This is a genomic window from Rhizobium sp. SRDI969 (genome assembly GCF_025152725.1).
Classification (GTDB): domain Bacteria; phylum Pseudomonadota; class Alphaproteobacteria; order Rhizobiales; family Rhizobiaceae; genus Rhizobium; species Rhizobium leguminosarum_I.
In genome coordinates this window covers 16,026-43,017 of sequence record NZ_CP104037.1, presented here as the reverse complement: position 1 = coordinate 43,017, position 26,992 = coordinate 16,026, and the positions used below count along the sequence as shown (strand labels likewise).

Sequence of the window (26,992 nt, the reverse complement as noted above, 5' to 3'; positions counted from 1 at the left end):
TTCGGAACGGTATGGCTTGGTGCCGCACCAATGCGAAAGGAAGCGCGATGCCAATCTCCATCCGGATCGGGAATCAGGATCTCACCATCGATGTCTCCTCTCTCGGCGCCGAGATGCAGGCGCTGACATCAAGCGACGGACGCTCGTGGTTATGGACCGGCGACGCAGCCTTCTGGACCGGGCGGTCGCCTATCCTGTTTCCGATCGTCGGCAAGGCGCCTGATGACAAGATCGCGATTGACGGCGCGGTCTATCCAATGGCCCAGCATGGCTTTGCCCGCCGCAGCGAATTCGCCCTTGCGGCCTCCACCGAGACGATGTGTCGGTTCGAACTGGCCGCCTCGGAGGCGACGCGGGCGGTCTATCCGTTCGAATTTCAGCTGGCCGTCGTGCATGCGGTCGAGGGCCGCGCGTTGACTGTCACGGCGGAGGTCACCAATCGCGACCCGAAGCCGATGCCCTTCGGCCTCGGCTTCCATTCGGCCTTCGCCTGGCCATTGCCCGATGCTGCCGGCCGCGACCATATCGTCATGCTCGACAATAAAGGCGAGCCGGCGCTGGTGCGGCTGGGAGGCGGTCTCATCAATCCCGCGCCCCTGCCCTCGCCGTTCGATACCGGCCGGCTGGTGCTCGATCATTCGATGTTCGAGCAGGACGCGATGATTTTCCCTGATGGTGCGGGCGAAGGCCTGACTTATGGCGCCGAAGGCGGGCCGGCCATGCACTTCCATTTCGATAACCTGCCCAATCTTGCGCTATGGACCAAGCCGGGGGCGCCCTTCCTCTGCGTCGAGCCTTGGCATGGAACGGCTGCGGAAGCGGGAGCTTCGAGCGAGCTATCGAAGAGACCGTCGACCACGATCCTGGCACCGGGTGCTGTGGCCCGCTTTGCCTTTACGGTCGAAATTCCGCGATAGAGAGCGCTCGGCGGCAAGCCGGGCGAGCGCGCTGACATCTCAGTGGGCGCCGGCGCCACCGCCGGCCCGCGGTTTTTGGGTGAGCAGCAGGGCGACGGCCGCAATGGCGAGAACCACGCCAATGACGGCGAAGGTATCGGCAAAGCCGAGGATGAGGGCCTGGCGTTTGACGACCTGACCAAGCGCCACGACGGCTTTCTGGGCGGCGACGGCATGATCGGAAACGCCATGCTGCAGGAAGTAGCCTGTCAATTGGTCGAGACGGGTGCGAACTTCGTCACGGCCGAGCGTCACCGACTGGCCAATGATGTTCGAGTGGAACTGCTCACGTTTGGTCAGCACCGTTCCGAGCGTTGCCGTGCCGACGGCGCCGCCGAGATTGCGCAGCATGTTGGTCAGGCCCGAGGCGGCGGCCGCATCCGAAGGGGCGATGCCGGCGGTGGTGATGGCGGTAATCGGCGTCAGCACCAGGGCCTGGCCGATGGCGCGGACAATGTTCGGAATCCAGAACTGGTCGCCTGCGGTATCGGCCGACAATGTGATGTTCATGAAGCAACTGATCGCAAAGATCGAGATGCCGAGGAAGCCGATGTAACGCGCATCGAAGCGCTTCATCATCATCGGCACGAGCGGGATCAGAAGCAGCTGCGGCAGGCCGGTCCAGGCCAGCACGTTGCCGATCTGCTCGGCATTGTAGCGCTGCACCTGGCCGAGATATTGCGGCAGGATATAGACGGTACCGAAGAGGGCGACGCCGACCAGCACGTTGACGGCAACGCCAATGCCGAAGTTGCGCTGCTTCAGCAGGCGCAGCTTGACCAGCGGCTTTTCCACCGTCAGCTCGATCCACATGAAGGCGACGAGGAAGACGAAGGCGAGGATGCTCAGCTTGACGATGAAGGGCGAGGAGAACCAGTCCTCCTTGTTGCCTTCTTCGAGCACCGTCTGCAGCGCCGAGAGGCCGATCGCCATGCTGATGATCCCCGCCCAGTCGCCTTCCCTCAGCAGGCCGAGCCGCATCGGCTGCTTGTCGAGCGTCAGGGCAAGGGCGACCGCCATGATGGCGCTCGGGATGGCGTTGATGAAGAAGATCGTCTGCCAGCCGTAATTTTCGGTGAGATAGCCGCCGATGGTCGGGCCGATCGCCGGTGCAAAGGTGACCGAGAGCGCGAAGGCTGCAAGGCCGAGCGGCTGCTGGTGCTTCGGCAGCTTGGTCAGCACCATGGTGAAGGCCATGGGGATCAGCACGCCGCCGGCAAAACCCTGCAGGCCGCGCAGCACGATCATCGTGCCGAGATCATGGGCGAAGGCACAGCCAATCGAAAACAGCGGGAAGAGGACTGAGTTGACGAGGATATAGCGGCGGAACGAGAAGACGCTGCTGAAATAGGCCGTCAAAGGAATGACGACGATCTCGCCGATCAGGTAAGAGGTCGAGATCCAGGCGCCGTTGTCGACGCCCGTTCCGATGCCGCCCTCGATGTCGAGCAGCGAGGCATTGGTGATCTGGATGTTGAGGATCGCCATGAAGGCGCCGATCATGCCGGCGAGAACGGCGATCCATTCCCTGGTGCTGGCGCCGGTTTTCGGCTGCGGGACAGCGATGGTTGTTGCTGCGATGGTGGACATGACACGAACTCCTCGTCCCCCGGCCTAGCTGCGGTCGTTCTTGGTATTGATATCAGGCTGGACGGACATGCCGGGGCGCAGGTCGCCGTTTTCAGCGGCGTCGCGGTCGAGCACGATCTTCACAGGAATGCGCTGGACGACCTTGGTGAAGTTGCCGGTGGCGTTATCGGGCGGCAGCAGGGCGAATTCCTGGCCGCTTGCCGGCGCGAGGCTGTCGACGTGGCCGTGATAGGTGCGGCCCGGGAACATATCGACCTCGATATCCACAGGCTGGCCGGCCTTGACGTCGGTGAGCTGGGTTTCCTTGTAGTTGGCGATGACATAGGCAGCCGTCATCGGCACGACCGACATGAGCTGGGTGCCGGCCTGGACATATTGGCCGACGCGCAGCGTCCGGTTGCCGACGGTGCCGTCGACGGGCGCTGATATCGTCGCATAAGAGAGATTGAGTTCGGCTTGGTGCTGGACGGCCTCGCTACGCGCAAGGGCCGCCCTCGCCTGGGCAAGCTCTGCGTTCAGCAGGTCGACCTGCTTGACGGCGGCGTCGAGTGAGGCAGTGTCGCGGACAATGGTGGCCTGGGCGGCAGCGATTTGCGAGGCGGCCTGCTGCGCCGTCTGGACCGGGGCATAGCCGCTGGTGGCAAGGTTCGAATAACGCTTGTTGTTCTGCTCGGCAAAGGTCTCGTTGGCGCGGTCGACGCCGACGGTCGCGCGGGCGGCGGCGATCGTCGATTGCTGGATATCGAGCGAAGCCTGCTTGGCGTTGACGGTGGCCTCGGCTGCGGCGACGTCGGCCTTGGCCTGATCGAGGGCTGCCTTGAAATCGCGGTCGTCGATGCGGGCGAGCGGCTGGCCGGCCTTGACGGTCTCGTTGTCCATGACGAGCACCTCGGCGAGATAGCCTGTTACCTTCGGGGCGATGGTGCTGCTGTCGGCCTTCACATAGGCGTCGTCGGTCGAGACATGGAAGCGGCCGACCGTCCAGTAATCATGGCCGTAATAGGCGCCGGCGGCGATCAGCACGAGAGCGGTGGCGCCGAAAAGCAGGGAGCGGCCGCCGCGCTTGCGGGCGGGCTTTTCCTCGGCAACAGGGGCGGCGGCCTCGGCGATGCGCGGCGTCTTGCCGGCGTCAAGGCTTGCCGGGACAGCTTCGGCAACAGTTTCGACGACATCGTTGTTGTTCAAGGCATGCAGCGTCTTGATGGTCATTGTCTCTCTCCGGATGACGGGTCGCCGTCTCTTGGGCTGCGGCCTCTGAATTCGAGTGAAATCCTATTTAGGAAACTTGATGTTTTCCAAAATATGTATTAGAAAATGGATGTCAATGAGAATTTGGAAAATCGTAATGGTCCAAAATCACGAAATCGAGAAGAAGCCGCGAGGACGCCCGCAAGTCCGCTGCGACGAGGATACGAGAAGCGTGATCATCGAGGCGGCGAACAGGCAGTTCCACCAGAACGGCTATGCCGCGGCGAGCATCGCTGCGATCGCGCAGGAGGCCGGGATTTCGACCAAGACGCTCTACCGCCTGTTTCCGACGAAAGCAGATCTCTTTTCGGAGATGATCACGGAGCGCACGGAGCGTTTTTTGTTGGCGCTTGACCCCGGCACACTCGCCGTGGCCGATCTCAGGCAGGGGTTGGAACGCATGCTGATGGCCTATGGCATGCTGACGCTGTCAGTCGATACGATCACCGTGACCCGGCTTGTCATCAGCGAATCTGATCGATTCCCCGAGATCGCCAACGCCTTCTATGAAAAGGCGGTCGTCAGAACCAATACACTGATGGAGAACTGGCTTCACAAGCAGATCGATCGCGGACTGATTGCGCTTGATGATCCGCATGCGGCCTGCGGCATGCTGCGCGGCATGATGATCATGGAGCCGCAGCGTGCCGCGATGCTGCGCCAGGAGCCACCGCCGAAGATCGAGACGATTGCGGCTCGGGCGAAGATGTGCGCCGATCTTTTCCTGAAAGGTTGCGCGCTCTGAAGCACCGCTCGGGCTTCAGAGCGCGATGATTTCCGCTGAAGGGCGAACGCCGCGAACCGGGGCGGCACTCAGTTCGGCGGCACGCCGAGCGCATGCAGGATGCCGCGCAGTTCGGCGAGGCCGCGCATGCGGCCGATGGCGGGGTAACCTGGCGTGACGACCTTGTCGAGGTCGTCGAGCATACGATGGCCATGATCCGAGCGGAAGACGATGGTGTTTTGCGCGCCGCGGCGGCGATCCTCTGCAACCAGTTCGCGGAGAACGGCGACCATGTCGACGTCGCCTTCCAGATGCGCACTTTCATGGAACGTCCGGCCATCGCCCTCGCGCGTCGTGGCGCGCAGATGGGCGAAGTGGATGCGCGAAGCAAAACGCCGGGCGATCGCCGGCAGGTCGTTCTCGGCACGCACGCCGAGGCTGCCGGTGCAATAACACATGCCGTTTGCCGCCGATGGCACGGCATCGAAGAGCGCGGCATAATCATCGGCCGTCGAGGCGATGCGCGGCAAGCCGAACAGCGAGCGCGGCGGATCATCGGGATGCAATGTCAGCTTGACACCGCGCGCTTCGGCAGCCGGCGTCACCGCCTCCAGGAATTCGATCAGGTGCCGACGCAATCTTGCGGCATCGATACCGCTATAGGCGACCAGCTTTTCCCGGAAGGCCGGAATGGTCAGCGGTTCGGTGGTCGACCCCGGCAGAGCCGAGGTGATGATACGGGTGATGTCGGCGATCTCCTCGTCCGACATAGCCTCGAAAACGACACGCGCCCGTTCGCGGTCCTCCTGTGAATAGTGCTGCGCCGCATCCGGCCGCTCCAGGATGAAGAGATCGAAGGCTGCGAAGCGTTCATGATCGAAGCGCATGGCGGTAGCGCCTGTCGGCGTCACGAAATCGAGGTCGGTGCGAGTCCAGTCCACGACAGGCATAAAATTATAGCAGACGATCGGAATGCCGCAGGCGGCGACCGCTTCGAGACTGGCGATCCACGCCTCGATCTCGGCCTTCGCCTCCCCGCCCTTGCGCTTGACGGCGTCGGGGATCGGGATGCTCTCGACCACCGACCAGACGAGCGGGGAACGGTCGCCGGGCGTCGTCTCGATCAGGGACTGGCGTTCGCGCACTTCCCTTTCCGTCCAGGCCCTGCCGATCGGCACCTGATGCAGCGAAGAGACGATATTCGTCGCGCCCGTTTGGCGGACTTCATCCAGCGTCACCGGCGCTTCCGGTCCGAACCATCTCCAACCCTGTCGCATCTTCTTCCTTCCCTAAGTCTTTCGTTTCGTGTTGCCTGCCGTCAGCAGAAATAGTCGGGGTAACGCGCGCGCAGTTCGTCGACATCGGGAATGACGGCGCTTAAGTGATGGATCATCGCGCTGCGTGCAGCCGCCGCATCGTGGGCGGCGAGCGCATCGCGGATCATCATGTGTTCGTGCACGACGTTATCCATGCGCCCGAGCACCGGCAGCGTCAGCCGCCGTGCCCGGTCGATCTGTACCTTGACCGTCTTCAGGATTGTCCAGATGCCGGGATAACCTGAGATCTGCGCGATCGCCTCATGAAAAGCCTCATCCTCCTCATGGAAGCTAGAGGCATTGCCGGTCGCAGCATGCCCCCGCTGGCGGGCAATGATAATATCGAGACGGGCGATATCGGCGGCAGTCGCAGTCCGAGCCGCGGTCTCGACGGTCGTGCCTTCGAGCGCCTTGCGCACGACGACCGCCTCGGGGATCGCCGAGACCGGCACCCGCGATACAACGGTGCCCGACTGCGGGTAGATATCGACCAGTCCGCCTTCGGAAAGCCGGAGCAGTGCCTCGCGCACCGGCGTGCGGCTGACACCGCATTCATCGGCGATCCGCTTTTCCTGCAGCAGCATGCCAGGCGGCATCCGCAGCGACACGATGTCGGCATAGAGGCGATCGTAGATGACGCCGGCTGTGGTGATGCGGCGCAGCCTGCTCCCGACTTCCTGCGACGTCGCGACTGCCGAAACTTTGGTTTCTAATGCCTGGCGCATGACATACCGGCGCGTTAAGACTTTGTGACATACTAGTATATCAGTTTTATCACCTTGCCAAGACGTCCGGCAGACTGTTGCGGTATGACTGCATCTGGGAGGGGGCGGCACTTCGCGAATGCGCGGGCGAACGGCACAAGCCTCGAAGCCCGATCTTTTGCGCCGAAGCATTCTTTGTTTGGAACTTAGATCGGCCGAGTTGGTTGAGATTTAAAGGAGACCCCTTATGAAAAACTCGGCACGACGCAAGACAAGCAAAGGTACGACCGACGGCGGCCGACCGGAAGCCCCACCCGCGGACGCAGGCGGACGGAAAATGGCTCGGCGAGCCGCAAACCAAATCGATAGGCAGAGCGGGTCGCCAGCAGCCAGCCGCGACGAGGAGATCCGAAAAAGGGCGTACTCCCTGTGGGAGAAAGAAGGAAGACCGGAAGGCAAGCACGGGCGTCACTGGACTCTCGCCGAGCATGAACTCGATGCGCAGCAGGGCGAAGCCGACAACCCTCCAAATCTCGCAGCACTGCGAGAGGCCTCGCGCGAACATACCGATGCATTCCTCGTCAAGACGGATCTCGAGGATGCGGATCAACGCGAAGCCTCCCCCGGTACGCGCGAACAGGATTGAACTTTCCGCGCGCCAATTCAGACCTCTTGCAGAAGGTTCCCGACATGGCCGACAAACAGAATTTGAGCGCCGGATTCACCGGCACACCCGCTGAGCAGCCAGAGGGATTGACCAAAGTCGCGAAGTCGGCCGCCAAAGAGATGAAGCGTGAGGCTTATGCCGTCGCCTCCGGCGCCAGAGAGCACCCGCGCACCGCAAGCGCATTGCTGCTCGCCACCGGCGTTATCGCATTCGGGTTTGGCTATCTCCTTGGTCGATCATCGGCGGAAGGTTCGACACGCCCATCTTGGCGATAACGGCGGCCGCTTCGATAAAAAACCTGCGTCGGTTCTTCGATTACTGCATAATTCAAATTGCTACGTCGTCCTTTGTGCGTTCGAAAAGACGCGCGGCGCTGTAGCTCTGACGGTCCGGATGTTGCTTTCTTCTCCCCCCGCGAAACGCTTTCGTCGGCCGCTGGACGAGCAAATCTTCAAATCAAGCCCGCACCTTAGGCGTGTTTTCCGTTGAAGCCGTTCTTACCGTCTTTTCCATTTGCCGCTCTTCATCAACGAGAACCACGTCTGTCCGGACGCCTGTTGCTGGAATACCACGTCGAATAAAGCCACAGATTGCATCCTCATCACCGCTTGACAGCCGTGATCACGATCCTTAGCGAGGCAGCATCGATACGGTCAGGACCGGCAAAGTGAATTATCTTAGGCAACTCAAGATGGCAGTGCTTTATCCCGGGAATGAGACCGGAAGCGCGCTCGACCGAAACAACCGCATTGCGGTCTTTGCCTTTGCAATCCTTCCAGGGCTTTCGCCGAACTTTAACTCCTTCATCCTCCTCGCGTCGATGGTATGGGGCGCCTACTGTCTGGCCACGGGCAGCCTCGCCTTGAACCTGTCGAGATCCGACCGGCTGGTTGCCATTGGCATGTCGATCTACCCGCTGGTGATGATCGCCAGCATCTTCATCAATCCGCCTTACTCCGAAGAACTAGACTGGATATTCCGGCTCCTGCCTTTTTTTTCAACCTGGCTGATATTGCCGCGGATGCGCCAATCTCCCGATGGCAGTCTCGTGCCGCTCTTTATCCTCGGCGCGGGCATTGGCATGATCGTCACCTTTGTTTTCAGTCTCCTGCAGATCATGTTTCTGATGGAAAGGGCAGAGGCTGGAACTTCGAACGCTGCACTCCTAGGCGTCATAGGCATTCTTTTCGGCGGCATCGCGCTTCTCAACGTTCAATCTCCCAGAAGCGTGGAGCAAAGAATTGCAATATTGGGATATGCCGCCGGCCTAGGCTGCGTGCTGCTTTCGGGGACACGTTCGGCCTGGCTGGTCATTCCCGTCCATATCGTCATCTTTCTCTGGTATTTCCGCAAACATAGCTTCCATCTGAGTTTGCGCAGCCTTGCTATTACCAGTTCCTTGCTGTTGGCGGGACTTATCGCCCTGGGCAGCGGCCAGATCCTCCATCGCATCCAGGCGCTGCAGGAAAATCTGACGACGCTCGAACGCACCGACGGCGAGATCACGTCGCTCAGTGCGCGGTTCGCATTGTACAAAGGCGCACTATCGGCAATCAGTAAGGACCCGTTGACGGGTTATGGTCCGCAAAACCGGATGGCTTCGGTTTTGGCAGAGCTGCCCGATAACATACGGCCGCAACTGCCCTACTCGCATGTCCACAACGGTTTCCTCACCGCGGGAATCGACGCCGGCGTCTTCGGCATTGCAGCGCTTTCGCTGATGCTGCTGACGCCCCTGATAGGCGCGTGGAGAAAGGAAGCGGGACCGGGCCGGGATTTAGCGATTGCGCTCGCTCTTCTGCTTGTCAGCAGCTACGTCATAACGGGCAGCTTTGGCATCATGTTCAATCAGAAAGCCTTGGATCCGATCTTCGCTTACATGGTCGCCCTTATTTGTGTGGATCGCGGCAGCACGTGCTTTGCGCCCGTCGTTCGGAGCTGACGTCCAGCACCCCTTGAGCCTGCAGACCCTACAGCGTGCTTTGAATTGTCTGAGGCAGACGTATTGGCTCGGCGCCGGCGAAAGCCATATCCGAGACCTCACCCGTTGACGAATAGCCGGAAACAAGCTCCGCCAACGTCGCGCGTGCAGCGATCATATCGTTCCGGTCCAGTGCGGCGTTGAGCGAGTTCAGCCTTTTCGACAGCTCCGGCCAGGACAAGAAATCCTCACGCGCCTTCATGATCCGAGGATGTTCGGTTGTTTCAGGATTATCCCCGATCAACAGTTCTTCGTAAAGCTTCTCGCCGGGCCTAAGACCTGTAACGGAAAGCTCGATATCCCCTTCGAGATTATTCTCGTCGCGGACCGTCAATCCGGAAAGCTCGACCATCTTGCGGGCGAGATCTGCGATGCGAACGGGCTCGCCCATGTCGAGCAGGAAAACATCGCCGCCGTCAGCCATGGCGCCAGCCTGGATGACGAGCTGCGAGGCCTCCGAAATGGTCATGAAATAGCGGGTTATATCGGGATGTGTCAGCGTAACGGGGCCGCCTTCCTTGATCTGCTGGCGGAAAAGCGGCACGACGGATCCGGAGGAGCCGAGGACGTTTCCGAAGCGGACCATGGAAAAATTCGTTCGCATTCTGTCGGTCGTCGGTTCTGCTGCGAGCGCCTGCAGAAGCATCTCTGCCAGCCTCTTGCTGGCGCCCATCACATTTGTCGGACGCACGGCCTTGTCTGTGCTGATCAGCACGAAATTCGAAACGCCGCATTTAATCGCTGCGCGCGCCGTGACCAGCGTACCCATGACATTGTTCTTGATACCTTCCACGGCATTGTGTTCGACAAGCGGCACATGTTTGTAAGCGGCGGCATGATAGAGCGTCTGAGGTCGCCAGTTCTGCATGACATGTTCCATGCGATCCTGATCGCGGACGGAACAGAGGATTGGGACGATCTGCAGATTTTCATGTCTGTACAGCTCGGCCAGCTTCTGCAATTCGGCATGAATATTATAAAGCGCAAACTCATTCTGATCGATGAGGATCAGGCTGGAAGGCCCGGTGCGCAAAATCTGACGACATAACTCGCCGCCGATCGAGCCGCCAGCACCGGTGACCATCACCACCTTGTTGCGCATCGACTTGTCGAGTAGCTCCTGGCGCGGCGCGACCGCTTCTCTTCCCAGCAGATCTTCGATCTCGAGCTCGCGGATGTCGGAGACGGTGACACGCCCCTGAGCCAGGGCCGTGAGATCGGGCAATGTGCGAACATTCACCCTGGCTTTGCGGATATGCTCCAGGATTTCATTGCGACGCTGCCGCGTTGCTGATGGAAGAGCAAGCAGCACGTTGTGCACGCCGAGAGATTCGGCAAGCACCGGAAGATCCGAGGGGTCGTAGATCGGCAAACCACCCATGACGCCGCCCTTGAGACGCGGATCATCATCCAGATAGCCGACGACATTGAGTTCCGCACTGTTGATCAAGGCACCGGCGAGTTGCCGCCCGGCCGTTCCTGCCCCATAGATCAGCACCTTGGCGAGCATATTCTTGTGAAGGATCCGCTGGTAAGCATCGCCGAGCCAGTAGCGGATACCCAATCGCGACAGGCCGATCGCAATCAACAGAAGGAAGGGCTGGAGGATGCCGACGGTTCTGGGAACGCCGGGAACGCTGAGGGCGGTAAATATCGTCATGAAGGCGACGCCGTAGATCGCAATGGCCTTTAGAACGGTAATGAAAGCAGCCATATTGGCATAACGGAAGATCGCCCGATACATGCCCATGACTATGAAGATGGGAAGTGCCATACAGAGCGAAACGAAGACCGGCAGCCACTGCACGCCGGTCAGCACCGTCCATTCGTTCAGGCGGAAGCAATAGGCCAGCCAGATCGTCAGAACACAAAAGCTGGAATCCACCAGCAAAGCCAGAGCACGTTTGGCAACCCGCGGCATCGCCAGCAGAGGGGCGACGAGCGCTTGCATCGGCATTAAGAACCATCCTGAGCGCGGCGTCTCAGTGGGGGTATTTTCGGGCATTGTTTACCAGCGTCTCGCGGATCAATCAGACAACCACCTTCTTGTCATTTTCTGCAACGAGCGCAACTGAAATAATCGGAAAGTAAGGTCTCCCGCGCCGCTTATCTATCAGAAGTAGGTAACTTAATGCCTTATTCCCTTACGGCGGATGACCTTCTCGGCAGTCATAAACAGGATGCGTATGTCGAAGCCGAAGGAGCGACGTTCGAGGTATTCGATATCGAATTTTACCTTCTCCGGAATCGGCAATTCGTCACGTCCGTTGATCTGCGCCCATCCCGTCAGTCCAGGCAACAGCTTGTCGACACCATGGGCCGTCCGCAGCTCTATCAGATCATATTGATTGTAGAGTGCCGGCCGCGGGCCGACGAAACTCATCTTCCCTTCGAGAATGCACCAGAGCTGCGGCAGTTCGTCGAGGCTGGATTTGCGCAGGAACGAGCCGATGGGTGTCAGAAACCGATCCGGGTTTTCGAGCAGATGTGTGGCAACCGTTGGTGTGTCGACGCGCATGCTGCGAAATTTCGGCATCAGGAAGATCTGATTGAAACGGCCGACACGTTTTGACCAATAAAGAATCGGTCCCCGCGAGGTAAGGCGAACACAAAGAGCGACGATAAGGATTGGCACAAGCAGGATCACCGACGCGATCAAGGCCAAGAAGAAATCCATCGCCCGTTTCAAATCCATATTCCGAAGTTCTTCCGCCCATCGATCGACCATACGGCATTCACCGCCGTCGTTTGCCGTATCGTCAAAAAGCGTTTCGCGTCAACTGTAGGGCACGGCGTTTTATCATGTGCCGGCTTGGTCGATTATCGACCGGTGCATTGGAAGGGAACACCACAAGCCCGTTTCCTCGGAGAGCTCTCCCGTGGGATAAAAGTTCAACAAGTCATGCCAAGATGGCCAGCGCTCGGGTCGGTGATGCGCCGAGCAGCCGCTTGGCCTCGCACAGGGCACGATAGCTTGTGAACTTGTCGGCCGTGCACGACTTTGCGGGCAGACGTCCGGCTAGCCAAGCTTCCAAGTGTCATCGGCCGCCGCCCGAAGGGCGTCGTCACATTTTCGTTTTACATTTTCTTCGCATTCTTCAAGGCAATGGATCGCGGCTCACCAAATCTCATCAACGGCGAACAGGGTTTCATGATAAAGCCCGACCAAGCTCGCCTTGCAAAGGATGCACAGCGAATACTCGCACGCAGCTGGCGCGATAATCATGTAGGCGCCGATTGCGTCGATGAACGGTCTTTTGACCTCGATCAAAGTGATTTTCATTTCGGCGCGATAAGCTTCCATCCGTTCAACGGACGATAGAACTATGCAAGTTTCCGAAGCAATGCATAAGGAAGTCTCTTGGAAGTCAGTGAGCCGCAACCACGCGTAACTTGCGTTAGACAGCCTTTGGCGGCCGTTGGCTATCGGGGCGTGCAGCAATATCGCTGCGAGCCCCGCCGGAGCGCTCCCAATTGGCGCCGCCGCTATCATCGCGGCTGCCATCATCCGCGCCTTTGCAGCGCATCAAACAATATCTCACGCAATAAGGAGACAGGCCGTGCAAAAACAAGCGTCAAAATCGGGGTTCGACTTTCCGCCAGCTTTATTCCCGGCGTTGAGCGACAGCAACAAACTGGCCGATTCCGCCTTGAAGATGCCGACAAGCATCGCGAAAGCATTGCTTCGCTATCAAGTGGAAGGTCTATCGTTTCTTCAGCACCGTTTTCAACGCGACATCAAGCTGATGGACGACATCATCGCAGCGCAAAAGACCAATGATACCTTCGATGTAATAAGCGACTATTGCCGCGATGCGGCTTTCGATTACGCGAAAGAGGTTGGGAAAACCCTGACTATCAATGCCAGATTTGCGTCTGACGCCGCCGGCATTGTAACAGAAGAGGTCAAAAACTCTTTGAACAATACAGCCGCGAGCACGATAGCGCCTTGAAGCGGGTCTTCTGCTATTTAAGAATGCGCTCGACGAAAGAGTTCGAGCACGCCAGCCAATTGGTATGGTTCAACCCGGCTGGACGGTCGCGTCTGGCCGGGTTGAGTCTGGAGCTTTACTTACCCATCATCTGCTTCGCGTTATCGGCTGTAATGGCGGTGGTATCGACCGTCACTGTTGCTGGCACCGACGATGCGCAGTCCAGCAATATCGACTTAGCCATATCGACCGCCTCTTTGGCTCCTGTCGGATATGTGAAGGTCGCGGACCAGTCGCCCTTTGCGACTGCCTCGATCCCGCCTGCCGGACCTGGCAAGCCATCAGTGCCGATGATCTTCACGCTCTTGCCGGCACCTTTCGCGGCAAGCAGCGCACCCGCCGCCATCATGTCGTTGCTGGCATAGACCATCTTGATATCGGGATGAGCCTGTAGCATCGCGGCGAACGCGGTCTGCGCTTTATCCGGCAACCAGTCTGCCGCTTGTTCTGCCACGATCTGGATCTTGGAATTGGATTTCACCCCATCCTTGAAGCCATTCAGCCGTTCGACGGCCGGTGTGGAACTCGGCAGGCCCTGCAGTACGGCCGCCTCGCCGCCATCAGGTAGAAGCGTCTTGCTCGTATATTCGCCGGCGGCCAACGCGATTTTATAGTTATCTCCTCCAATGAAGGCTGTGTAGTCCTTGCCAGCCTCACCGTTCGTCTTGCGGTCAAGTTCGACGACCGGGATACCCGCATCCATCGCCCGCTTGACGGCGGGCGTAAGCGGAGCCGCCTCGAAAGGCGAGATCAACAGAAGGTCAACCTTTTGGGTGATGAAATTGTCGACCTGCGATGTCTGAGTGTTGACGTTGCCCGCGCCGTCAGCGATCTGCAGCGTGAACTGCGGGACTGCCTTGGCGGCGGCCTCCAGTTCATCGTTGACGTGCTGGCGATAAGGCTCCGCATTGTTGGCCTGCGAGAAGCCGATGACGAACTCGCCATCTTTGGCACAAGCCTTCACGAGCGGATCGGCAGCGTGAGCCACGCTGGCAATAGCAAGGCATGAGCCGGCCAGGAGTGCCATGCGTCCGGCATTCGACATTCGAAGTGCATTCTGTGTCATTACTTTCTCCTCCACATTGATCCCGGATCCACCCTCCGGGTGATGCCGCCACACTACCTGCCCAATCCTTCGCGGCGACGAACGAGGGATTGAAGGACTGCTGCCAGAACGATAATTGCCGCTGTGGCAAGCAACTGCATGGCTGGCGTGATGTTGTTCAGCTGCAATATATTGGCCAAAGCGCCGAGCATGATCGTACCGGCGATTGTTCCGACCATTGAACCCGACCCGCCAAACAGGCTGGTTCCGCCGATGACGACAGCCGCGATGGCCGTCAATTCATATCCGGTCCCATCATTGGCACTGCCAAAATTGAATTGCCCGGCATGGACGATGCCAGCAAGCGCGGATGCAAAGCCGGTAATGGCGTAAACGGCGATCTTGATTGCCGAGACCGGAACGCCTGAGATGCGGGCGGCGCGCTCGTTGCCGCCGACGGCATAGACGTAACGGCCGAACCTCGTCGTATTCAGCACGAGCGTGGCGATGCAGGCAAAGATCAAGAAGACGATCGTGGCAACGGGAACGACGTTACCGAATAGCCGACCGCCCAGAACGGCAAAGATAGGTGGAGCGAGCCCAGGACCATCACCATAGGAAATATTGATATACTGATTGTCCGACACAACGAGTGCAAGCCCGCGGGCTGCCTGTAAACCGGCAAGAGTGACGATAAACGCTTCAAGCCGAAACTTGCTTGAGATCGCTCCCTGGACCAACCCGAAACAAGTGCCCATCAGCAGCACTGCCAGCACCGTCGTGACCAGCCCAAAACCGCCTGAGACCATCAATGTTGCCGTTACGACGCTCGCAAGGCCAAGTGTCGCCCCAACCGAGAGATCAATCCCGGCGGTGATGATCACGAACGTCATTCCGATTGCGATGATGCCAGTTTCGGACACCGCGCGGACGATGTTGGCGATGTTGTCGGGTTGAATGAACAGGATGACACCGTGCCGACGCGGTGAGAAAATGATGCCGCCGGCGAAAACGAGTATAAGGCCGATCAAGCTCTGGAAGCGGACCAACACCGCGAGCGGATCAATCCGCTTGGCAGGCTGAACCGCTGGATTGGATGCGATTTGCTGTTCGGACATCAGGCCTCCCTCCCGTTGGCGGCCGCCAGGACTTCATGTTCGTCGACACCGCCAGAAAACTCAGCAACGCTGCTGCCGTTGCGCAAAACCACTATTCGATCGCATAGGCCGATCAGTTCGGGCATCTCGCTCGAAGCGACAAGAATGCCCAATCCCTCTGAAGCCAGCTTGCGCAAGCGGGCGTAGATTTCCCCCTTTGCGCCGACATCGACGCCACGTGTCGGCTCGTCGAGAAGCAACAAGCGCGGATTGCCCAGCACTTCCTTTGCGAGGACGACCTTCTGCTGATTTCCCCCAGAGAGAGCCCCGACCGCAATGCCGGGATTCTTTGGACGAATGTCGAATTGGCCGAAAGAGCTCTTGATCGCATCCTCCTGGCGTCGCGCCGACAGCAAGCCCTTTGGTGATATCCAGCGGATGATCGACATCACCAGATTGAGACCTACAGACATACGCAACATGAGACCGGCCCCACGCCGGTCATCGGTTACAAATGCCAATCCTGCCCTGCGAGCAGCCGCGATCGATTTAAGCCTGGTCGGCCTGCCACCAATGGTAATGTCCCCGTGCCATTGGCCGGGCACGCCTGTTCCGTATAGAGCGCTCAAAAGCTCGGTTCGACCCGCCCCCATAACGCCTGCGAGACCGACGATTTCGCCACGCCGAACATCCAGATCGACTTTGATTGGCGCTTGCCACCCGGGTGACACGCGGTACGGGCAGAAGGAAGCCTGTCGCATCCGCAGGAGCACGTCACCAACACTCGGTGCGCGGCGGGGATAAAGCTCGTTCAAAGGACGTCCAACGAGAAGCTGCACCAGTTCGGCCTGCGGCGCATCTGGTTTGGTGACGCCAGCCACCTTGCCGTCGCGCATGACCGTCACGCGATGAGCGATCTGCGGCACTTCCTCAAGGCGGTGCGAGATATAGACGATGCCAACGCCCGACGCTGCCAGGCCACGCATGATGTCGAATAGTCGATCCACTTCGCCAACAGTCAAGGCAGCCGTCGGCTCATCCATGATGAGGGCTCTCGATGCGTAGGAAAGCGCCTTGACGATGGCGACGACCTGGCGCTGGCCGATGGAAAGCTCACTCACGAACTGGGCGGGATCGATAGATCGGTCGATCGCTTCTAGTCTTTTACGCGCCTCTTGCAGCATCGCCTTCCCATCGAGCATGCCGTGCCGATGGACAAGTTCGCGCCCGAGGAAGAGATTGGCAGCCACGGTCAGGCTCGGAACGAGGTCCAGCTCCTGGAAGATCGTTGCGATCCCGGCTGCTTGTGCATCACGCGGGCTGTGAAATCGCGCCGGTTTGCCGTCGATGAAGATCTCTCCCTCGTCCGGCGTATTCACACCGGACAGCAGGTTTATCAGCGTCGATTTTCCTGCACCGTTTTCACCAAGCAGCGCATGGATTTCGCCAACCTTTAGGTCGAAATCCACGCCGCGAAGCGCCTGGACGCCGCCGAAGCGCTTGACGGCACCTTTCGCTGAAAGAACGACGTGGCTCATGCTGCTTCTCCACACGATTCACGCACTCGCAAAACTGGCGACAGTCGAATGGTCTCGTGGGGGCGGCGCTTGTTGCCGATCCGCTCGATCAGCAAGTCCGCCGCCTTCCTGCCAATCTCATCGCAAGGCTGGGCCATCAGCGTCAGGCGCGGTTCGAAATAATCTGCCCATTCGAAATCATCGATCCCAAGGACAGAAATGTCCGCGGGAACACGCAGCTTCCGCTCTCGGATAGCTCTCATAGCCCCGATCATCGCCAGATTGTTGGAAGCAAGAATCGCTGTCGGCGGCTCCTTCAGCCCCAGCAAACGGTGCGTCGAAGCGGTGGCGTCGGCGGTGCTGCGATTGCCGTCGCTGATTAAATTATCCTCTACCTCTATTCCCTTCTCCGTCATCGCTGTGCGGAAGGCCTTTGCGCGCTCCACAGTCGTCGCAAAGCCGGGCTGACCGAGAATGATCCCAACCCGCCGATGATGCAGCGTGACGAGATGATCGACGAGCGTTCGTATTGCGGCGACGTTATCCGTCCCGACTTGGTCGAAACGGTTGTCCGACAGCCTGTCAACAAGCACACAGGGAAGGTCGGACCGGATGAGATAGTCCAGCGCCTTTTTAGGATCGCCCGAAGGCGCAAGTATAATCCCGTCGACGCGGCGCTGATGCAGATGCCGGATCAGTTCCAGCTCCCGGATCGGATCATCCTGCGTGTCACAGAGGAACGCGATCAAGCCTCGTTTGGAACACTCGGCCTCAATCGCGCAGATGATGTCACTGAAGTAAGGATTCGAAATCGCGGAAATCGCGAGGCCGACAGTGCCTGTCGATGACAGTTTGAGCGAGCGAGCGACTGTATTGGGGATATATCCGATTGCCTCCACGGACTCGATGACGAGCTTGACCTTCTCGGGTGAGACGTAGCGCGTCTTATTGAGAACGTGCGAAACCGTGGAGACTGAGACCCCAGCCGCCTTTGCCACCTCGGAAATAGTTGTCATGAGCGCACTCCAGCTCTCGCCAGCAGCGCAACAAACACGTTTTTCAATCTATCCTCCCAAGCGGAATTCCAACCTCCAGAGGCTCTCCCAGGATCCGCTATGTCGTCACGCTAGCGCCATCGAAACGTTTGCGCAATCGTTTTTTTCTGCTAATCGTTCATCGTTCTTGTCGGTGAAATCTCTTGGGAGGGAGATGCCATGCTGAAGGGTGTGCCGCCGTTTATTACGGCCGACGTGTTGTGGGTCATGGCCTCCATGGGTCATGGCGACGAACTGGCAATCGTAGATCGAAACTTCTCCGGTTTTCGTGTGGCGACCCAAACCACGAGCGGAAAGCTTCTCATCTTGGAGGGCGTCGATGCACCGACTGCAGTCCGCGGGATCCTTCAGATGATGCCCTTGGACACGTTCATCAAAACGCCTCTGATGCACATGGAGGCCGTCGATGCGCCAGGCGAGTTGCTGGACGTACACAAAGACGTCCTCGCGGTTTGCAGTGAGGCAGAGGGGCGTTCGATAGCGAGCCAACCTGTCGAGAGGTTTGCATACTATCCCATCGCGATGCGATCATTTGCAGTCATCCAGACGGCTGAATCGCGCGCCTATGGGAACTTCATCCTTAAGAAGGGCGTGGTATGATGGTCAGGTCTTCTTCTTGCCGAACGCCCTTACGGGGGTCGCATTCCCAGTGATCGACTTGCTGCGTTGGCAACATCGCGGCAGTCTGCCTATGCCGCATGCTGTCGATGGGGGCTGATGCGGAATGGTAAGCCTGTAGCCGGACGCGCTCGAAATCGTATGCGGTGACCCACCACTCTCACCGTTTAGTTGATCATGATCGGTAGCCACGGCCCTGTAGCGCCCAGCCGGCGCGCTGCAAACATACCGAACGTCACGTCGTATAAAGCCAACCTCCCCCGACTTCACTGGGACACGCCGCATCAACGCATAAGCGCGAAGTTTCGATCATGGACAGATGTGCGTTGAGCCGCCACGTCAAAAGAAGTTGGGGGAAGACGCGTTCTTGCATGGTAGGGCTGACGGTCGGTAGCCGCCGCGCGCAGCCGGGATCTGGAGGCCTTCCAGGCGGGCCGGTCCTGGCTGGCAGTACCACGCTGGACGCGTGGCAATTCCCGGTCATCTGGCACAGTCGTTCGAAGCGTTGTCAGGAAGAAGTTGGGAGCTCCCAACTTTCACAAAAAGGCCCCTACCTTTTGCAGGTAACAGAATTGATCCGAGCGTTGGTATCCCCGCCTATTCCAGCCGATCGGCAGGTGCTGGGTGGGTCAGCCGGACAAGTCGGGCCGACTCGAGATTCTCGGCGTGCGTCGGCGCTCTATCCGTCGCGACGTCTGCTCAGCGCTCGGCTGACAGCTTTCCTGCAATTTCTCAAGCAGACGGTTGCCAACGGAATGCCCGATGGACTGGCGGCTTACGTTGGCAAATGGCAGGTAAGAGCCTCCCCGCTAAAAGCAGCCTCGACGTTCATTCGCAAGATCGCTCATCAGCGCAATCGCCGAACTTCGGATTCGCGAAATCACCTATCGGTTCATACTCCCAATCTGCAAAACGCCGATTTGCTCAACCACCTATTCGCCGAAATCGTCGATGAGTAATAAACGCGATCGCCGGTTCGCCGATGCGCGGAGTTGGCGAAGCACCCCCTCGCCTATTATGCCAGTCGCACAATCGCTGACGAACCTATTCGCTGCTCCACCGACCAGCCCAACCGCCGAAACGCGAGAACGCCGGATCTCTCATTGACCGATTGGCGAAACGGGGGAATTGCCCGTCCGCCGATTCACAGACCAGCGATCTAATGTGCCGCCGTGAGAAGGTGTCTCTTTCTGCCGCCGAACGACCTCTACCAAGACCAAATCCATGTCCCGGCAGACCCTACCCCTGCGAATAAGCGGCGACAGATTCCGGCACTGATCACGCCTCTCGGCCATCGCCCCTCGGGCGAAAACGGCTAACGGTATACCGATAGCCTATCCTGCCATCTCCCATCAAATCGGCCTGGACACCGTGCCCGAGGCGCTGATGCTGTTGCGAGTCGTGAGACAAAGCAATAGCGCTCACAGGGGCAAGCCTGTGAGCCGCGCCGGAGGAACAGCACGGTGTCCAGGCCGATTTGATGGGAGATGCTGAAGCGAGCTGTCGTCGTGAGGAGTCGAGAGGACCGCGACCGGAGGGAACGGGCATCGACGACATGCGAACGATGAGACGGCGAGCGCACCGCAGGAGAGGACGAACACCTGGAGCGGATGCCCGATGAATGCGGGCGTAGCGCAAGGACATCCTCTCCGTCTTGTTTAGGGAAGTCGCGGCAGCGTCCGCCAACCGGCCCGAAAGGCCGGGCGGGTGTCATCCCGCACCACAGGGAGAGGGGTGTTTGAGGGGAGAGGCGGCAAGTCTCTCCCCTCAGGAACGCGCGCTGGCTCGATGCCTGCAAGCGGTCAAGCCAATGGGAAAGACGAGAGGCGGAACGCCTCTCGTCCCATCAGCTCAAGCGTAAACGACGCGCGCAACGCTGATGGCAATACCTGTTTCCCGCGCAATATCGTGGATGATCGTAGCGAGGGGACCGATCTCCGTGTCGCTCACCGAGACGGTCGTCGGATAGCTGATCTCGATGCCGTCGCAGTCTGCCGACAAGGCGTTGTGCCATTCACCGCCGTTGACCCGATACTCATAGGTGAAGTAATCGATCTCTAGCTCATCGAGGAGCACAAACGTGCGGCGGGCGAGGACTTCCTCCTCGCCTTGGAGTTGGCACGATATCGTCCCCTCCAAATCGTCCCCGATGACCAACTCGCGTTGCAGGGCCACGATACGGCGCGTCGAGCGGATCGCCCCATCAAGGCCGGCCATCAGCCGGTCGTGGAGCATCTTTGAGAATTCATCCTCGCAGCCGATACGGTTCGCGCTCACGAGAAGCTTGAAGCCGGCGAGCTTGGCATGAAGCATGAGAAAGTTGAAATCAGACATAAGAAGCCTCCTTTTCGTTCTGACGAAAAGGTGCCCGCATTGGCGACCCAAGGGGTCAAGGATCGCGATAGCGACCGCCAGCGGCGGCGAGCGGAGGAACCGATTTTTTCGTTGTGTCGCGTGAGCGGCGCAGCGGAAAAATTGGAGGGGCCGCGATGTCCTTGAGGCCGCCGGGGCGAATGCGACAATAGGAAGTCAGAGAGAGATAGACCACGTCGCCGACAGGCGACGTGACCGTTTGCCGAGCGCAGCCGGCCCTGCCGCCTTTTAACCTGGTTGCCCGGCAGATAATCGCACTGAGGGGGTGCGGCAGCCGCGAGAGGGCGTCACCCGAATGGGCGGAGACCGCCTTCGGGCTCCGTGAGCGCCAGCGAATAGCACCGTCCGCCGCAGGCGGCTCGCCCGGATCATGCTGCCCGTCGGGGCAACTCATCACCATCATGAATCAATCGACACGGACCGATTCAAATGTCTCGTTGGACGTCGAGTCGGCTCTCAGCGATCCTGCCGCCATGATCGCGCAACGCTACCAGCTTTATGTCGAACGCATCGACGCCAAGAAAAACATGGCCCGCTACTATGCCATGTCGATCGAGCCCAACCTGTTCGGCGAGGCCTGTCTCATCCGTCGATGGGGTCGTATCGGCGCAAGAGGTCAAAGGCGGGAGCATCATTTCGCGCGGGAGGAAGAGGCGGTCAGGCTGTTCCTTCAGCTTTTGCGAAAGAGGCGGTCTCGCGGATACGGGCCGAAACCGCATATCCGGGAAGATGCATCGGGTGATCGATAGTGAAGGGAGTGCCGCGGAGGCGGATGCCATCCTGATGTCGATGGCATGGGAGCGAAACAGGAGTTGGGGTATCCCATCGCTTCCACCCTTCCCGCAAGAGCCTCCGCAAATTCTGGCACCTGCCGATGGCGAGCGAAGCTGGCCTGAAGCGCCGGTCGATCCGGCGCGTCAGGCCAGGCGACATGGCGAAAGCCACCCTCAGAAGGGTGGCTCGGCGTCAATTGCGCCCTCCTGCTCTGCGGTGATCACCGCCAGCTCGGCGCGAGCCAGCTCCAGTTCGATTTCGATCTCGCGGCGCTCGACGGGGTCGATTGCTTCGCGCAGTTCGAGGCGAAGCTCTTCAATGTGTTGTTCCAGAAGCATCGTCGTCGTCTCCTTGACGTTTGTGAAAGACGACGCGCGGGGTCATGGGGGCGTGGCGGGGTCAGGGATCGCGGAACGCGACCGCCAGCGGCGGCGAGTGGGGGTGCCGATTTTGTCGGAGTGCAGGGAACCGGAGCGGAGGCAAAATTGGGGGCACCGCTCGTCCTTGAGGCCGTCATGCACCCATGACACCCTCGGACGGTCTGAGCAGACATTTCCTCAGGTATGGCACCAGAAATCCGCAAGCGGGCTCGATGCCCGCTTGCGGATCCACCATGCAGACCCACGGAGATGCCTCAAAGTCCTTGGTAGTTGTGGAAAAATGGGCAAATCGTTGATCTTGACGCGGTGCGTCGATGACAGCTCCGGTCGGCAATGGCAGGGATTCCACATCTGACACGATGCGGAGAAGAAAATGACCACGACCAACGAAATCGCCGACAAGGTCGCCGGCGAACACAGCCTCACCAAGGCCCAGGGAAAGGCGATCGTCGAAGCGGTGATCGCGTCCATCACCGAAGCCGCGGTGGCTGGCAACGAGACGTCGCTGCCCGGTTTCGGCAAGTTCAAGGTGAAGGCGACACCGGAGCGCGAGGCTCGCAACCCGTCGACCGGCGCGACGATCAAGGTTGCCGCGGCCAAGAAGCTGACCTTTACCCCGGCAAAGGCACTGAAGGATGCGCTGAACAAGTAATCTTGTCAGCCAAGCAAAAAGATAGCCCGGCGCCGTGCCGGGCTATTTTCGTTTGGGTTTGCGTCAGCGGGCGGATGTGACGTTGAGTAAATCCTGGATGATCGTGTCGCTAACCGCGTGACGCGCTTCACGGGCATGGTCGTCCAGCAGCTTGTGAAGAATGCCGGATGCCAAGGGTGTGAAGTCGAAACCGCGTGCGATTGCTGCGGACCGCAGTTGCGAAAGTGTTTCGAACTCCCTTATGTCTGTGCCAAGCCAGAGTTCAAGATCCTCGCCACCTGCGTCCGGAAATGCCTGGAGGAAGAACGTCTGAAGCGGGCGGTCGTAGCCGATAGTCGCATCCGGGTCGGAGTGGCGGGATGCGGTCCTGGTGACGGTAATTGTGTAGCGGCTCATGGCGGCCTCCTTTGAAATGGGGAGGCCGGCCCCGATTTCGGGGCCGGCGGTCCGGTTCAGGCCGGGCTGTTCCAGAGGATGACCTTCTTGCCGGGCTCGCCGCCGGGCGCCGGGGCGACGTTGCCGAAGATCACGCCGATCTCGGGCGCTTCGAGCTTCGTGGAGATGTATTCTTCGCCGGTCTGGCGGGAGATGCGGTTCCAGGCCGCGCCGATCTCAAAGCCGGTCTTGCGGTGGATGATGCGGTAGTCCGGGGCTTCTTCGCTCGCCTTGCTGGCGTTCGGGACCAGGGCGATCGGGGCGTTGACCCGGATGGTGGCGAAGACGCCTTCGAGAGTGCCGTCGGTCTTTTCGGTGAGGGTTGCGATCGTGGTTGCCATGGGATTGTCTCCTTCGTTGCATCGGGACCATTCCCGATGGCGCCCGAAGAAGGGGCCGCGCCGCAGGCGTCACCGCAGCGTAGCGAAGGGAAACCCCTTGCGGGTTGACGCTGATCGCGGCCGGTCCCTTAGAAAGGCGACATAAAGAACGGGAATGGTCCTTGATTGCGACGTCGTCAGGAGACCTCGCCGTGGCGCCCGTTTGCTGCCGCGCGGAGTGCCGCGCTCGTGACATGCGTTGGTGGTGTTCGGATCAACGGACCCTGGCCGTCAACCAGTCGGGCACATCGCGAGAGATCGGCACAGTCCCGATCCCATCCTCATCGTCAAAGATGGCCTTCGGTGGCGTGAGGCCCGGATCCTCGGTCTTCCGTGACGCGACTGCAGTTCTGCAGAGCGCAATCGAGTGACAGACGTGATTTCAAGGGATGTCGCCCCACCGCCCGGCGGGGATGCGGCAAGTCTCAGTCGAGGCGGTTGACCCGGCCGGTTCGGCCGCGCGCCTCGGCAAACAGTCTGGCGATCTTCACCATGAAGGGTTTGCTGAAGCGGCCGAGGATGTCCTGACCGGGCTCGATGTACCAGGAGCGCTCGACAATATCGTAATTGTATTCGTCGACTATGATCCAGCACTGCTTTAGATCGCTTAAGCCCGCACGCTTGCGCTCGATCTCCGGGATCTCCAGAGCGATCCGGCCCGTCTGCGGCGGTTGGGTGGTGATGGCGAGAAGCGCCAGGTGGGTGTTTCCGTCGGCAGCATTGCGGATGGCGACGACGACGCAGACGGGGCGCTGCTTACGGCCCTCGGTTTCCCCGCGCTGCTGCTGCCAGGCCCATAGGTACGGATAGGAGATGACCTCGCCGGGGCGGAATTCACGGCTCATCGTCGTAGCCTTCGCCGCGCGCCAGCCGATCAAGCGCCTCGTCGAACTGTTCCGCATGCTCGGCGGGCATTTCCGAGATACGAAAGGCGCGGCGGGGGTCGCCACCGGTGCGCATGCGCTCATAATGATCGTAGCTCATCAGCACGAAGCGAGGCTTCTTGTGGCGAGTCAGAACAACCGGCTCGCGGCTTGCCGCATCGGTAACGTCGCCAATCTGCTTGTTGAGGTCGCCTGTCGTGAACTGCTTCATCGCTATGGTCTCCACTTCGATTCCCATATAATCCATTTTTGCAATGTTTTCCATCTTTTCCATGTATCCGGGAAGACGGCGCTCACGCGCCGTCTCCTGATGCCTGCCAGACCGAAATGCCGAGCCGGCGTGCCTTGTCGGCGAGATTGCCTGTGATGCCGTTTCCGGGAAAGACGATCAATCCGGCGGGCATGACCGACAGCATGTCGTCATTGCGGCGGAAGGGTGCTGCCTTGGCATGCTTCGTCCAGTTGGGCTTGAAGGTGATCTGCGTCACCCGGCGGGCTTCAGCCCAGCAGGCGGCGATAAGTTCTGCACCCTTCGGCGCGCCACCGTGCAGCAATACCATGTCAGGATACTTCGCATGCGCCTGATCGAGCTTGGCCCAGATCCGCTCATGATCGTTATAGTCCATGCCACCGGCGAAAGCGATCTTGGTGCCGGCCGGGATTAGCACCTCGGTCTCGGCGCGGCGTCTGGCCGAGAGGAAGTCACGGCTGTCGATCATCGCCGCCGTCATGTTCGCATGATTTACCTTGGATCCGGTGCGCGGTCGCCAGGAGGATCCGGTCTGCGCCTCGAACAGGTCGGCGGCATAGTCGCGCATGAACTCGAAGCTATTCCTGCGTTCCAAGAGCGTGATGCCCTCGGCAATGAGGCGTTCGAGCTCGACACTCTTCACCTCCGAGCCGTCCTGCTCACGCTGGCCGGTGCGCTGCGCTTCCTCGTTGCGGTCGAGTTCGCGCTGGATGCGCTCGCCGGCGCGATGGAAGAGATTGGGAATCGACCAGAACAGGTCTTCGAGATCGGGCTCCAGGCGGGTGTTGCCGAGCATTTCGGCGAGGGCGTCGAAGATCGTGGTGATCGATGACTGGACCTGCGGTTCCTCCGGCAATGGCCGCGGGTCGGGCTCGTCCTGGAAGCGGCGATAGCCGAAGACCTGCATCTCGTAGATGAAGCGGTCGGTCGGGGAGGAAGCGTGGTTGGGCTCGAAGCCGTCGTCGGGGTGGAGGATCAGGTCCATGGTGGTCTCCGTTTCGTGGGCCGCGCCTCTCGCGGCCTGACGGCGAACCCGGTCACGCGGGCCGAGGCCGGAACCGCAAGCGAAGCGCAGCGGCCCAGCGAAGCGCCGGGCGGCGGAGGGAGGGTTTCTTGATCCGCGAGGAATGACGGGCCGCGCCTGCGGACCGGCAGGGGAAGAAACCCGACTGACCCGCTGAAGGCCGGAGGCCCGCGTGGTAAGGGTCGCCTCTCGGCAGGCCCGCGGGCGCGCCCATTCGGAATGAGACGAATGGACCGCCCTTCGCCAGTGCTGCCGCTAGCCCCTCCCCCACCCTTTGCGCCCAGCTTCAGACGGGCAGGAAGGCCATCATGTCTTCGGGGATGAGTTGAGCCCTGAGGCTTGCCGTCAGCCGGTCGGGACCCAGCCAGCGAAGATCCTCGTTGAAGTCGCCGAGCTCCGGCGACAGCACCAGCGGCAGGATCCCGCGTTCCTGTGCCCTGCGGCTCAATCCCTCGACCCCATGACGGCCGGCCGCATCCGCGTCGGCGGCGATGTACAGGCGCCGGCATCCGGGCGGGAAGTTGAAGGCCGCGAGGTGATTGGCCGTCAGGGCCGCGACCATCGGCATGCCGGGCACCACGTGCGAGAGCGACAGCATGGTTTCGAGGCCCTCGCCCGCCGCCAGGACTGGTACAGGATCGGTGACGGGAAAGCGGAAACGTACGCCATTACCGAGCAGCCTGCCGAGTGCGCGGCGGGGATTGTCCACCTTGGCCTTGCCGACGCCATCGGGATCGAGCCAGCTGCGATGCACTCCGGTGATCGCGCCGGCAGCGTCGGTCACGGCGGCAATCAGAGCCGGATAGCTGCTCGCCCGGCCGGTGACGAGATCGCGATGGTAGCAGGACGGATGGAAACGGAGCGGCGCATGGGTCGACGCCCGCAAAATGCCGCGCTCACGCAGATAGGCGTCGGCAAGCGTGCCTGTAAGCGGCAGGGTCATCCGAAACAGACGCCGGGCCCGCTCAGACGTGGGCCGCTCGACTGCCGCAGAATTATGGGCGTCCGTGCTGCGAGACGACCCCGGCTCAGGCCGAGGCAGACTGAGAAAATGACGCGCCTCCTCGGCAACGTCCCGGAAGTCCACGAGGCCACAGGTCTCGCGGACGAGATCGAGCAGGTCACCGAACTGACCGGTCGCCGCATCCGTCCACCGGCCAGCACGCGGGCCGGCCAGATGCACGTAGAGCGACCGGCCCTTGTTGTTGGAGACATCGCCGACGAGCCAGTAGTTGCCGGCGCGGCGGCCGGCGGAAAGATAGTGACGGCAGACCGCCTCCGCGTCTTGCGCGAGACGACCCGCCAGTTCCGAGGCGGACAGCATGGCGGG

29 protein-coding genes and 1 pseudogene are annotated in these 26,992 nt (G+C 60.3%); 10 read left to right on the top strand and 20 right to left on the bottom strand.

The features are described from left to right. Positions 1 to 47: 47 nt before the first annotated feature. Complete coding sequence (locus tag N2A41_RS27325) at positions 48 to 917, top strand: aldose 1-epimerase family protein (RefSeq protein WP_170256985.1); 870 nt, start codon at positions 48 to 50, stop codon at positions 915 to 917. Positions 918 to 956: 39 nt separating this feature from the next. Here N2A41_RS27325 and N2A41_RS27320 read toward each other — a convergent pair whose 3' ends face one another. After that, a complete protein-coding gene (locus N2A41_RS27320) occupies positions 957 to 2,546 on the bottom strand; it encodes a DHA2 family efflux MFS transporter permease subunit (protein ID WP_260111660.1) in 1,590 nt (529 codons plus the stop codon). A 24-nt stretch (positions 2,547 to 2,570) separates the two neighbouring features. Next, positions 2,571 to 3,755: an HlyD family secretion protein gene (locus tag N2A41_RS27315; protein WP_260111659.1), complete on the bottom strand. Its 1,185-nt coding sequence runs from the start codon at positions 3,753 to 3,755 to the stop codon at positions 2,571 to 2,573. A gap of 136 nt (positions 3,756 to 3,891) precedes the next feature. On the opposite strand from N2A41_RS27315, the gene N2A41_RS27310 reads away from it, so the two are divergent. Next, positions 3,892 to 4,539: a TetR/AcrR family transcriptional regulator gene (locus N2A41_RS27310; RefSeq protein ID WP_162116613.1), complete on the top strand. Its 648-nt coding sequence runs from the start codon at positions 3,892 to 3,894 to the stop codon at positions 4,537 to 4,539. Between the two features lie 68 nt (positions 4,540 to 4,607). Here the strand turns inward: N2A41_RS27310 and uxuA are convergent, their stop codons facing one another. Both uxuA and N2A41_RS27300 read right to left on the bottom strand, forming a co-directional pair. After that, the gene (gene uxuA / locus N2A41_RS27305; RefSeq protein ID WP_222387708.1) at positions 4,608 to 5,795 is read right to left on the bottom strand and encodes a mannonate dehydratase; all 1,188 of its coding nucleotides are present in this window, start codon (positions 5,793 to 5,795) and stop codon (positions 4,608 to 4,610) included. A gap of 41 nt (positions 5,796 to 5,836) precedes the next feature. After that, entirely contained in the window at positions 5,837 to 6,559 is a 723-nt protein-coding gene (locus tag N2A41_RS27300; protein ID WP_260111658.1) for a GntR family transcriptional regulator, read from the bottom strand. A gap of 226 nt (positions 6,560 to 6,785) precedes the next feature. On the opposite strand from N2A41_RS27300, the gene N2A41_RS27295 reads away from it, so the two are divergent. The 3 genes from N2A41_RS27295 to N2A41_RS27285 all read left to right on the top strand — a co-directional run bounded on the left by N2A41_RS27295 (position 6,786) and on the right by N2A41_RS27285 (position 9,147). Further along, on the top strand, positions 6,786 to 7,184 hold the full coding sequence (locus tag N2A41_RS27295) for a DUF2934 domain-containing protein (protein WP_222387710.1): 399 nt from the start codon (positions 6,786 to 6,788) through the stop codon (positions 7,182 to 7,184). A gap of 44 nt (positions 7,185 to 7,228) precedes the next feature. Beyond that, complete coding sequence (locus N2A41_RS27290) at positions 7,229 to 7,480, top strand: hypothetical protein (RefSeq protein ID WP_222387711.1); 252 nt, start codon at positions 7,229 to 7,231, stop codon at positions 7,478 to 7,480. Positions 7,481 to 7,872: 392 nt separating this feature from the next. Beyond that, positions 7,873 to 9,147: an O-antigen ligase family protein gene (locus tag N2A41_RS27285; RefSeq protein ID WP_260111657.1), complete on the top strand. Its 1,275-nt coding sequence runs from the start codon at positions 7,873 to 7,875 to the stop codon at positions 9,145 to 9,147. Positions 9,148 to 9,175: 28 nt separating this feature from the next. Here N2A41_RS27285 and N2A41_RS27280 read toward each other — a convergent pair whose 3' ends face one another. From N2A41_RS27280 to N2A41_RS27270, 3 genes are all read right to left on the bottom strand, one after another. Further along, positions 9,176 to 11,191 carry a polysaccharide biosynthesis protein gene (locus N2A41_RS27280; protein WP_260111656.1) on the bottom strand — a complete coding sequence of 672 codons (2,016 nt, stop codon included), beginning with the start codon at positions 11,189 to 11,191 and terminating at the stop codon, positions 9,176 to 9,178. A gap of 123 nt (positions 11,192 to 11,314) precedes the next feature. Further along, positions 11,315 to 11,881, bottom strand: a complete 567-nt coding sequence (locus tag N2A41_RS27275) for a sugar transferase (RefSeq protein ID WP_260111655.1) — start codon at positions 11,879 to 11,881, stop codon at positions 11,315 to 11,317. 423 nt (positions 11,882 to 12,304) lie between these two features. Further along, on the bottom strand, positions 12,305 to 12,694 hold the full coding sequence (locus tag N2A41_RS27270; RefSeq protein ID WP_260111654.1) for a hypothetical protein: 390 nt from the start codon (positions 12,692 to 12,694) through the stop codon (positions 12,305 to 12,307). A 52-nt stretch (positions 12,695 to 12,746) separates the two neighbouring features. On the opposite strand from N2A41_RS27270, the gene N2A41_RS27265 reads away from it, so the two are divergent. After that, the gene (locus N2A41_RS27265; RefSeq protein WP_260060025.1) at positions 12,747 to 13,139 is read left to right on the top strand and encodes a hypothetical protein; all 393 of its coding nucleotides are present in this window, start codon (positions 12,747 to 12,749) and stop codon (positions 13,137 to 13,139) included. Between the two features lie 115 nt (positions 13,140 to 13,254). Here N2A41_RS27265 and N2A41_RS27260 read toward each other — a convergent pair whose 3' ends face one another. Genes N2A41_RS27260 through N2A41_RS27245 form a run of 4 tightly spaced genes read right to left on the bottom strand, consistent with a single transcriptional unit; the run spans position 13,255 to position 17,853 of the window. After that, entirely contained in the window at positions 13,255 to 14,244 is a 990-nt protein-coding gene (locus tag N2A41_RS27260) for a substrate-binding domain-containing protein (protein WP_170256996.1), read from the bottom strand. A 53-nt stretch (positions 14,245 to 14,297) separates the two neighbouring features. Next, the gene (locus tag N2A41_RS27255; protein ID WP_170278349.1) at positions 14,298 to 15,341 is read right to left on the bottom strand and encodes an ABC transporter permease; all 1,044 of its coding nucleotides are present in this window, start codon (positions 15,339 to 15,341) and stop codon (positions 14,298 to 14,300) included. Then, positions 15,341 to 16,858, bottom strand: a complete 1,518-nt coding sequence (locus N2A41_RS27250) for a sugar ABC transporter ATP-binding protein (protein WP_260111653.1) — start codon at positions 16,856 to 16,858, stop codon at positions 15,341 to 15,343. Before N2A41_RS27250 ends, N2A41_RS27255 begins: the two co-directional genes overlap by 1 nt. Further along, positions 16,855 to 17,853 carry a LacI family DNA-binding transcriptional regulator gene (locus tag N2A41_RS27245; protein ID WP_260111652.1) on the bottom strand — a complete coding sequence of 333 codons (999 nt, stop codon included), beginning with the start codon at positions 17,851 to 17,853 and terminating at the stop codon, positions 16,855 to 16,857. The genes N2A41_RS27250 and N2A41_RS27245 overlap by 4 nt, the downstream gene beginning before the upstream one ends. A gap of 198 nt (positions 17,854 to 18,051) precedes the next feature. Between N2A41_RS27245 and N2A41_RS27240 the strand changes: the two genes are divergently transcribed. Further along, entirely contained in the window at positions 18,052 to 18,492 is a 441-nt protein-coding gene (locus tag N2A41_RS27240) for an RbsD/FucU family protein (RefSeq protein ID WP_222387721.1), read from the top strand. Positions 18,493 to 18,745: 253 nt separating this feature from the next. Here N2A41_RS27240 and N2A41_RS27235 read toward each other — a convergent pair whose 3' ends face one another. Then, positions 18,746 to 18,883, bottom strand: a complete 138-nt coding sequence (locus tag N2A41_RS27235) for a hypothetical protein (protein WP_260111651.1) — start codon at positions 18,881 to 18,883, stop codon at positions 18,746 to 18,748. A gap of 304 nt (positions 18,884 to 19,187) precedes the next feature. Here N2A41_RS27235 and N2A41_RS27230 point away from each other — a divergent pair. Further along, positions 19,188 to 19,298, top strand: a pseudogene (locus N2A41_RS27230) (LysR family transcriptional regulator); the annotation flags it as partial. Positions 19,299 to 20,361: 1,063 nt separating this feature from the next. On the opposite strand, the gene N2A41_RS27225 reads toward N2A41_RS27230, so the two are convergent. Next, positions 20,362 to 20,844: a hypothetical protein gene (locus N2A41_RS27225; RefSeq protein WP_077979306.1), complete on the bottom strand. Its 483-nt coding sequence runs from the start codon at positions 20,842 to 20,844 to the stop codon at positions 20,362 to 20,364. A 512-nt stretch (positions 20,845 to 21,356) separates the two neighbouring features. On the opposite strand from N2A41_RS27225, the gene N2A41_RS27220 reads away from it, so the two are divergent. Continuing rightward, positions 21,357 to 21,632 (top strand): WGR domain-containing protein, encoded by a 276-nt coding sequence (locus N2A41_RS27220; protein ID WP_077988455.1) that lies wholly within the window; start codon positions 21,357 to 21,359, stop codon positions 21,630 to 21,632. 198 nt (positions 21,633 to 21,830) lie between these two features. On the opposite strand, the gene N2A41_RS27215 is transcribed toward N2A41_RS27220, so the two are convergent. Then, entirely contained in the window at positions 21,831 to 21,995 is a 165-nt protein-coding gene (locus N2A41_RS27215; protein WP_167383835.1) for a hypothetical protein, read from the bottom strand. 415 nt (positions 21,996 to 22,410) lie between these two features. Here N2A41_RS27215 and N2A41_RS27210 point away from each other — a divergent pair, with 415 nt between their 5' ends. Further along, positions 22,411 to 22,689, top strand: a complete 279-nt coding sequence (locus N2A41_RS27210) for an HU family DNA-binding protein (RefSeq protein WP_260111649.1) — start codon at positions 22,411 to 22,413, stop codon at positions 22,687 to 22,689. Between the two features lie 63 nt (positions 22,690 to 22,752). Here the strand turns inward: N2A41_RS27210 and N2A41_RS27205 are convergent, their stop codons facing one another. The 6 genes from N2A41_RS27205 to N2A41_RS27180 form a co-directional block, all read right to left on the bottom strand. After that, positions 22,753 to 23,085, bottom strand: coding sequence for a hypothetical protein (locus tag N2A41_RS27205; protein ID WP_260111648.1), 333 nt, complete (start codon positions 23,083 to 23,085; stop codon positions 22,753 to 22,755). Between the two features lie 56 nt (positions 23,086 to 23,141). After that, complete coding sequence (locus N2A41_RS27200) at positions 23,142 to 23,465, bottom strand: DUF736 domain-containing protein (RefSeq protein WP_025398107.1); 324 nt, start codon at positions 23,463 to 23,465, stop codon at positions 23,142 to 23,144. A 464-nt stretch (positions 23,466 to 23,929) separates the two neighbouring features. Next, the gene (locus tag N2A41_RS27195) at positions 23,930 to 24,349 is read right to left on the bottom strand and encodes a hypothetical protein (protein ID WP_260111647.1); all 420 of its coding nucleotides are present in this window, start codon (positions 24,347 to 24,349) and stop codon (positions 23,930 to 23,932) included. After that, complete coding sequence (locus N2A41_RS27190; protein ID WP_026154665.1) at positions 24,339 to 24,599, bottom strand: type II toxin-antitoxin system Phd/YefM family antitoxin; 261 nt, start codon at positions 24,597 to 24,599, stop codon at positions 24,339 to 24,341. Before N2A41_RS27190 ends, N2A41_RS27195 begins: the two co-directional genes overlap by 11 nt. 82 nt (positions 24,600 to 24,681) lie before the next feature. Then, positions 24,682 to 25,623 carry a DUF2493 domain-containing protein gene (locus N2A41_RS27185; protein WP_260111646.1) on the bottom strand — a complete coding sequence of 314 codons (942 nt, stop codon included), beginning with the start codon at positions 25,621 to 25,623 and terminating at the stop codon, positions 24,682 to 24,684. 325 nt (positions 25,624 to 25,948) lie between these two features. Further along, positions 25,949 to 26,986 (bottom strand): DUF7146 domain-containing protein, encoded by a 1,038-nt coding sequence (locus N2A41_RS27180; RefSeq protein ID WP_222314781.1) that lies wholly within the window; start codon positions 26,984 to 26,986, stop codon positions 25,949 to 25,951. Positions 26,987 to 26,992: the final 6 nt, after the last annotated feature.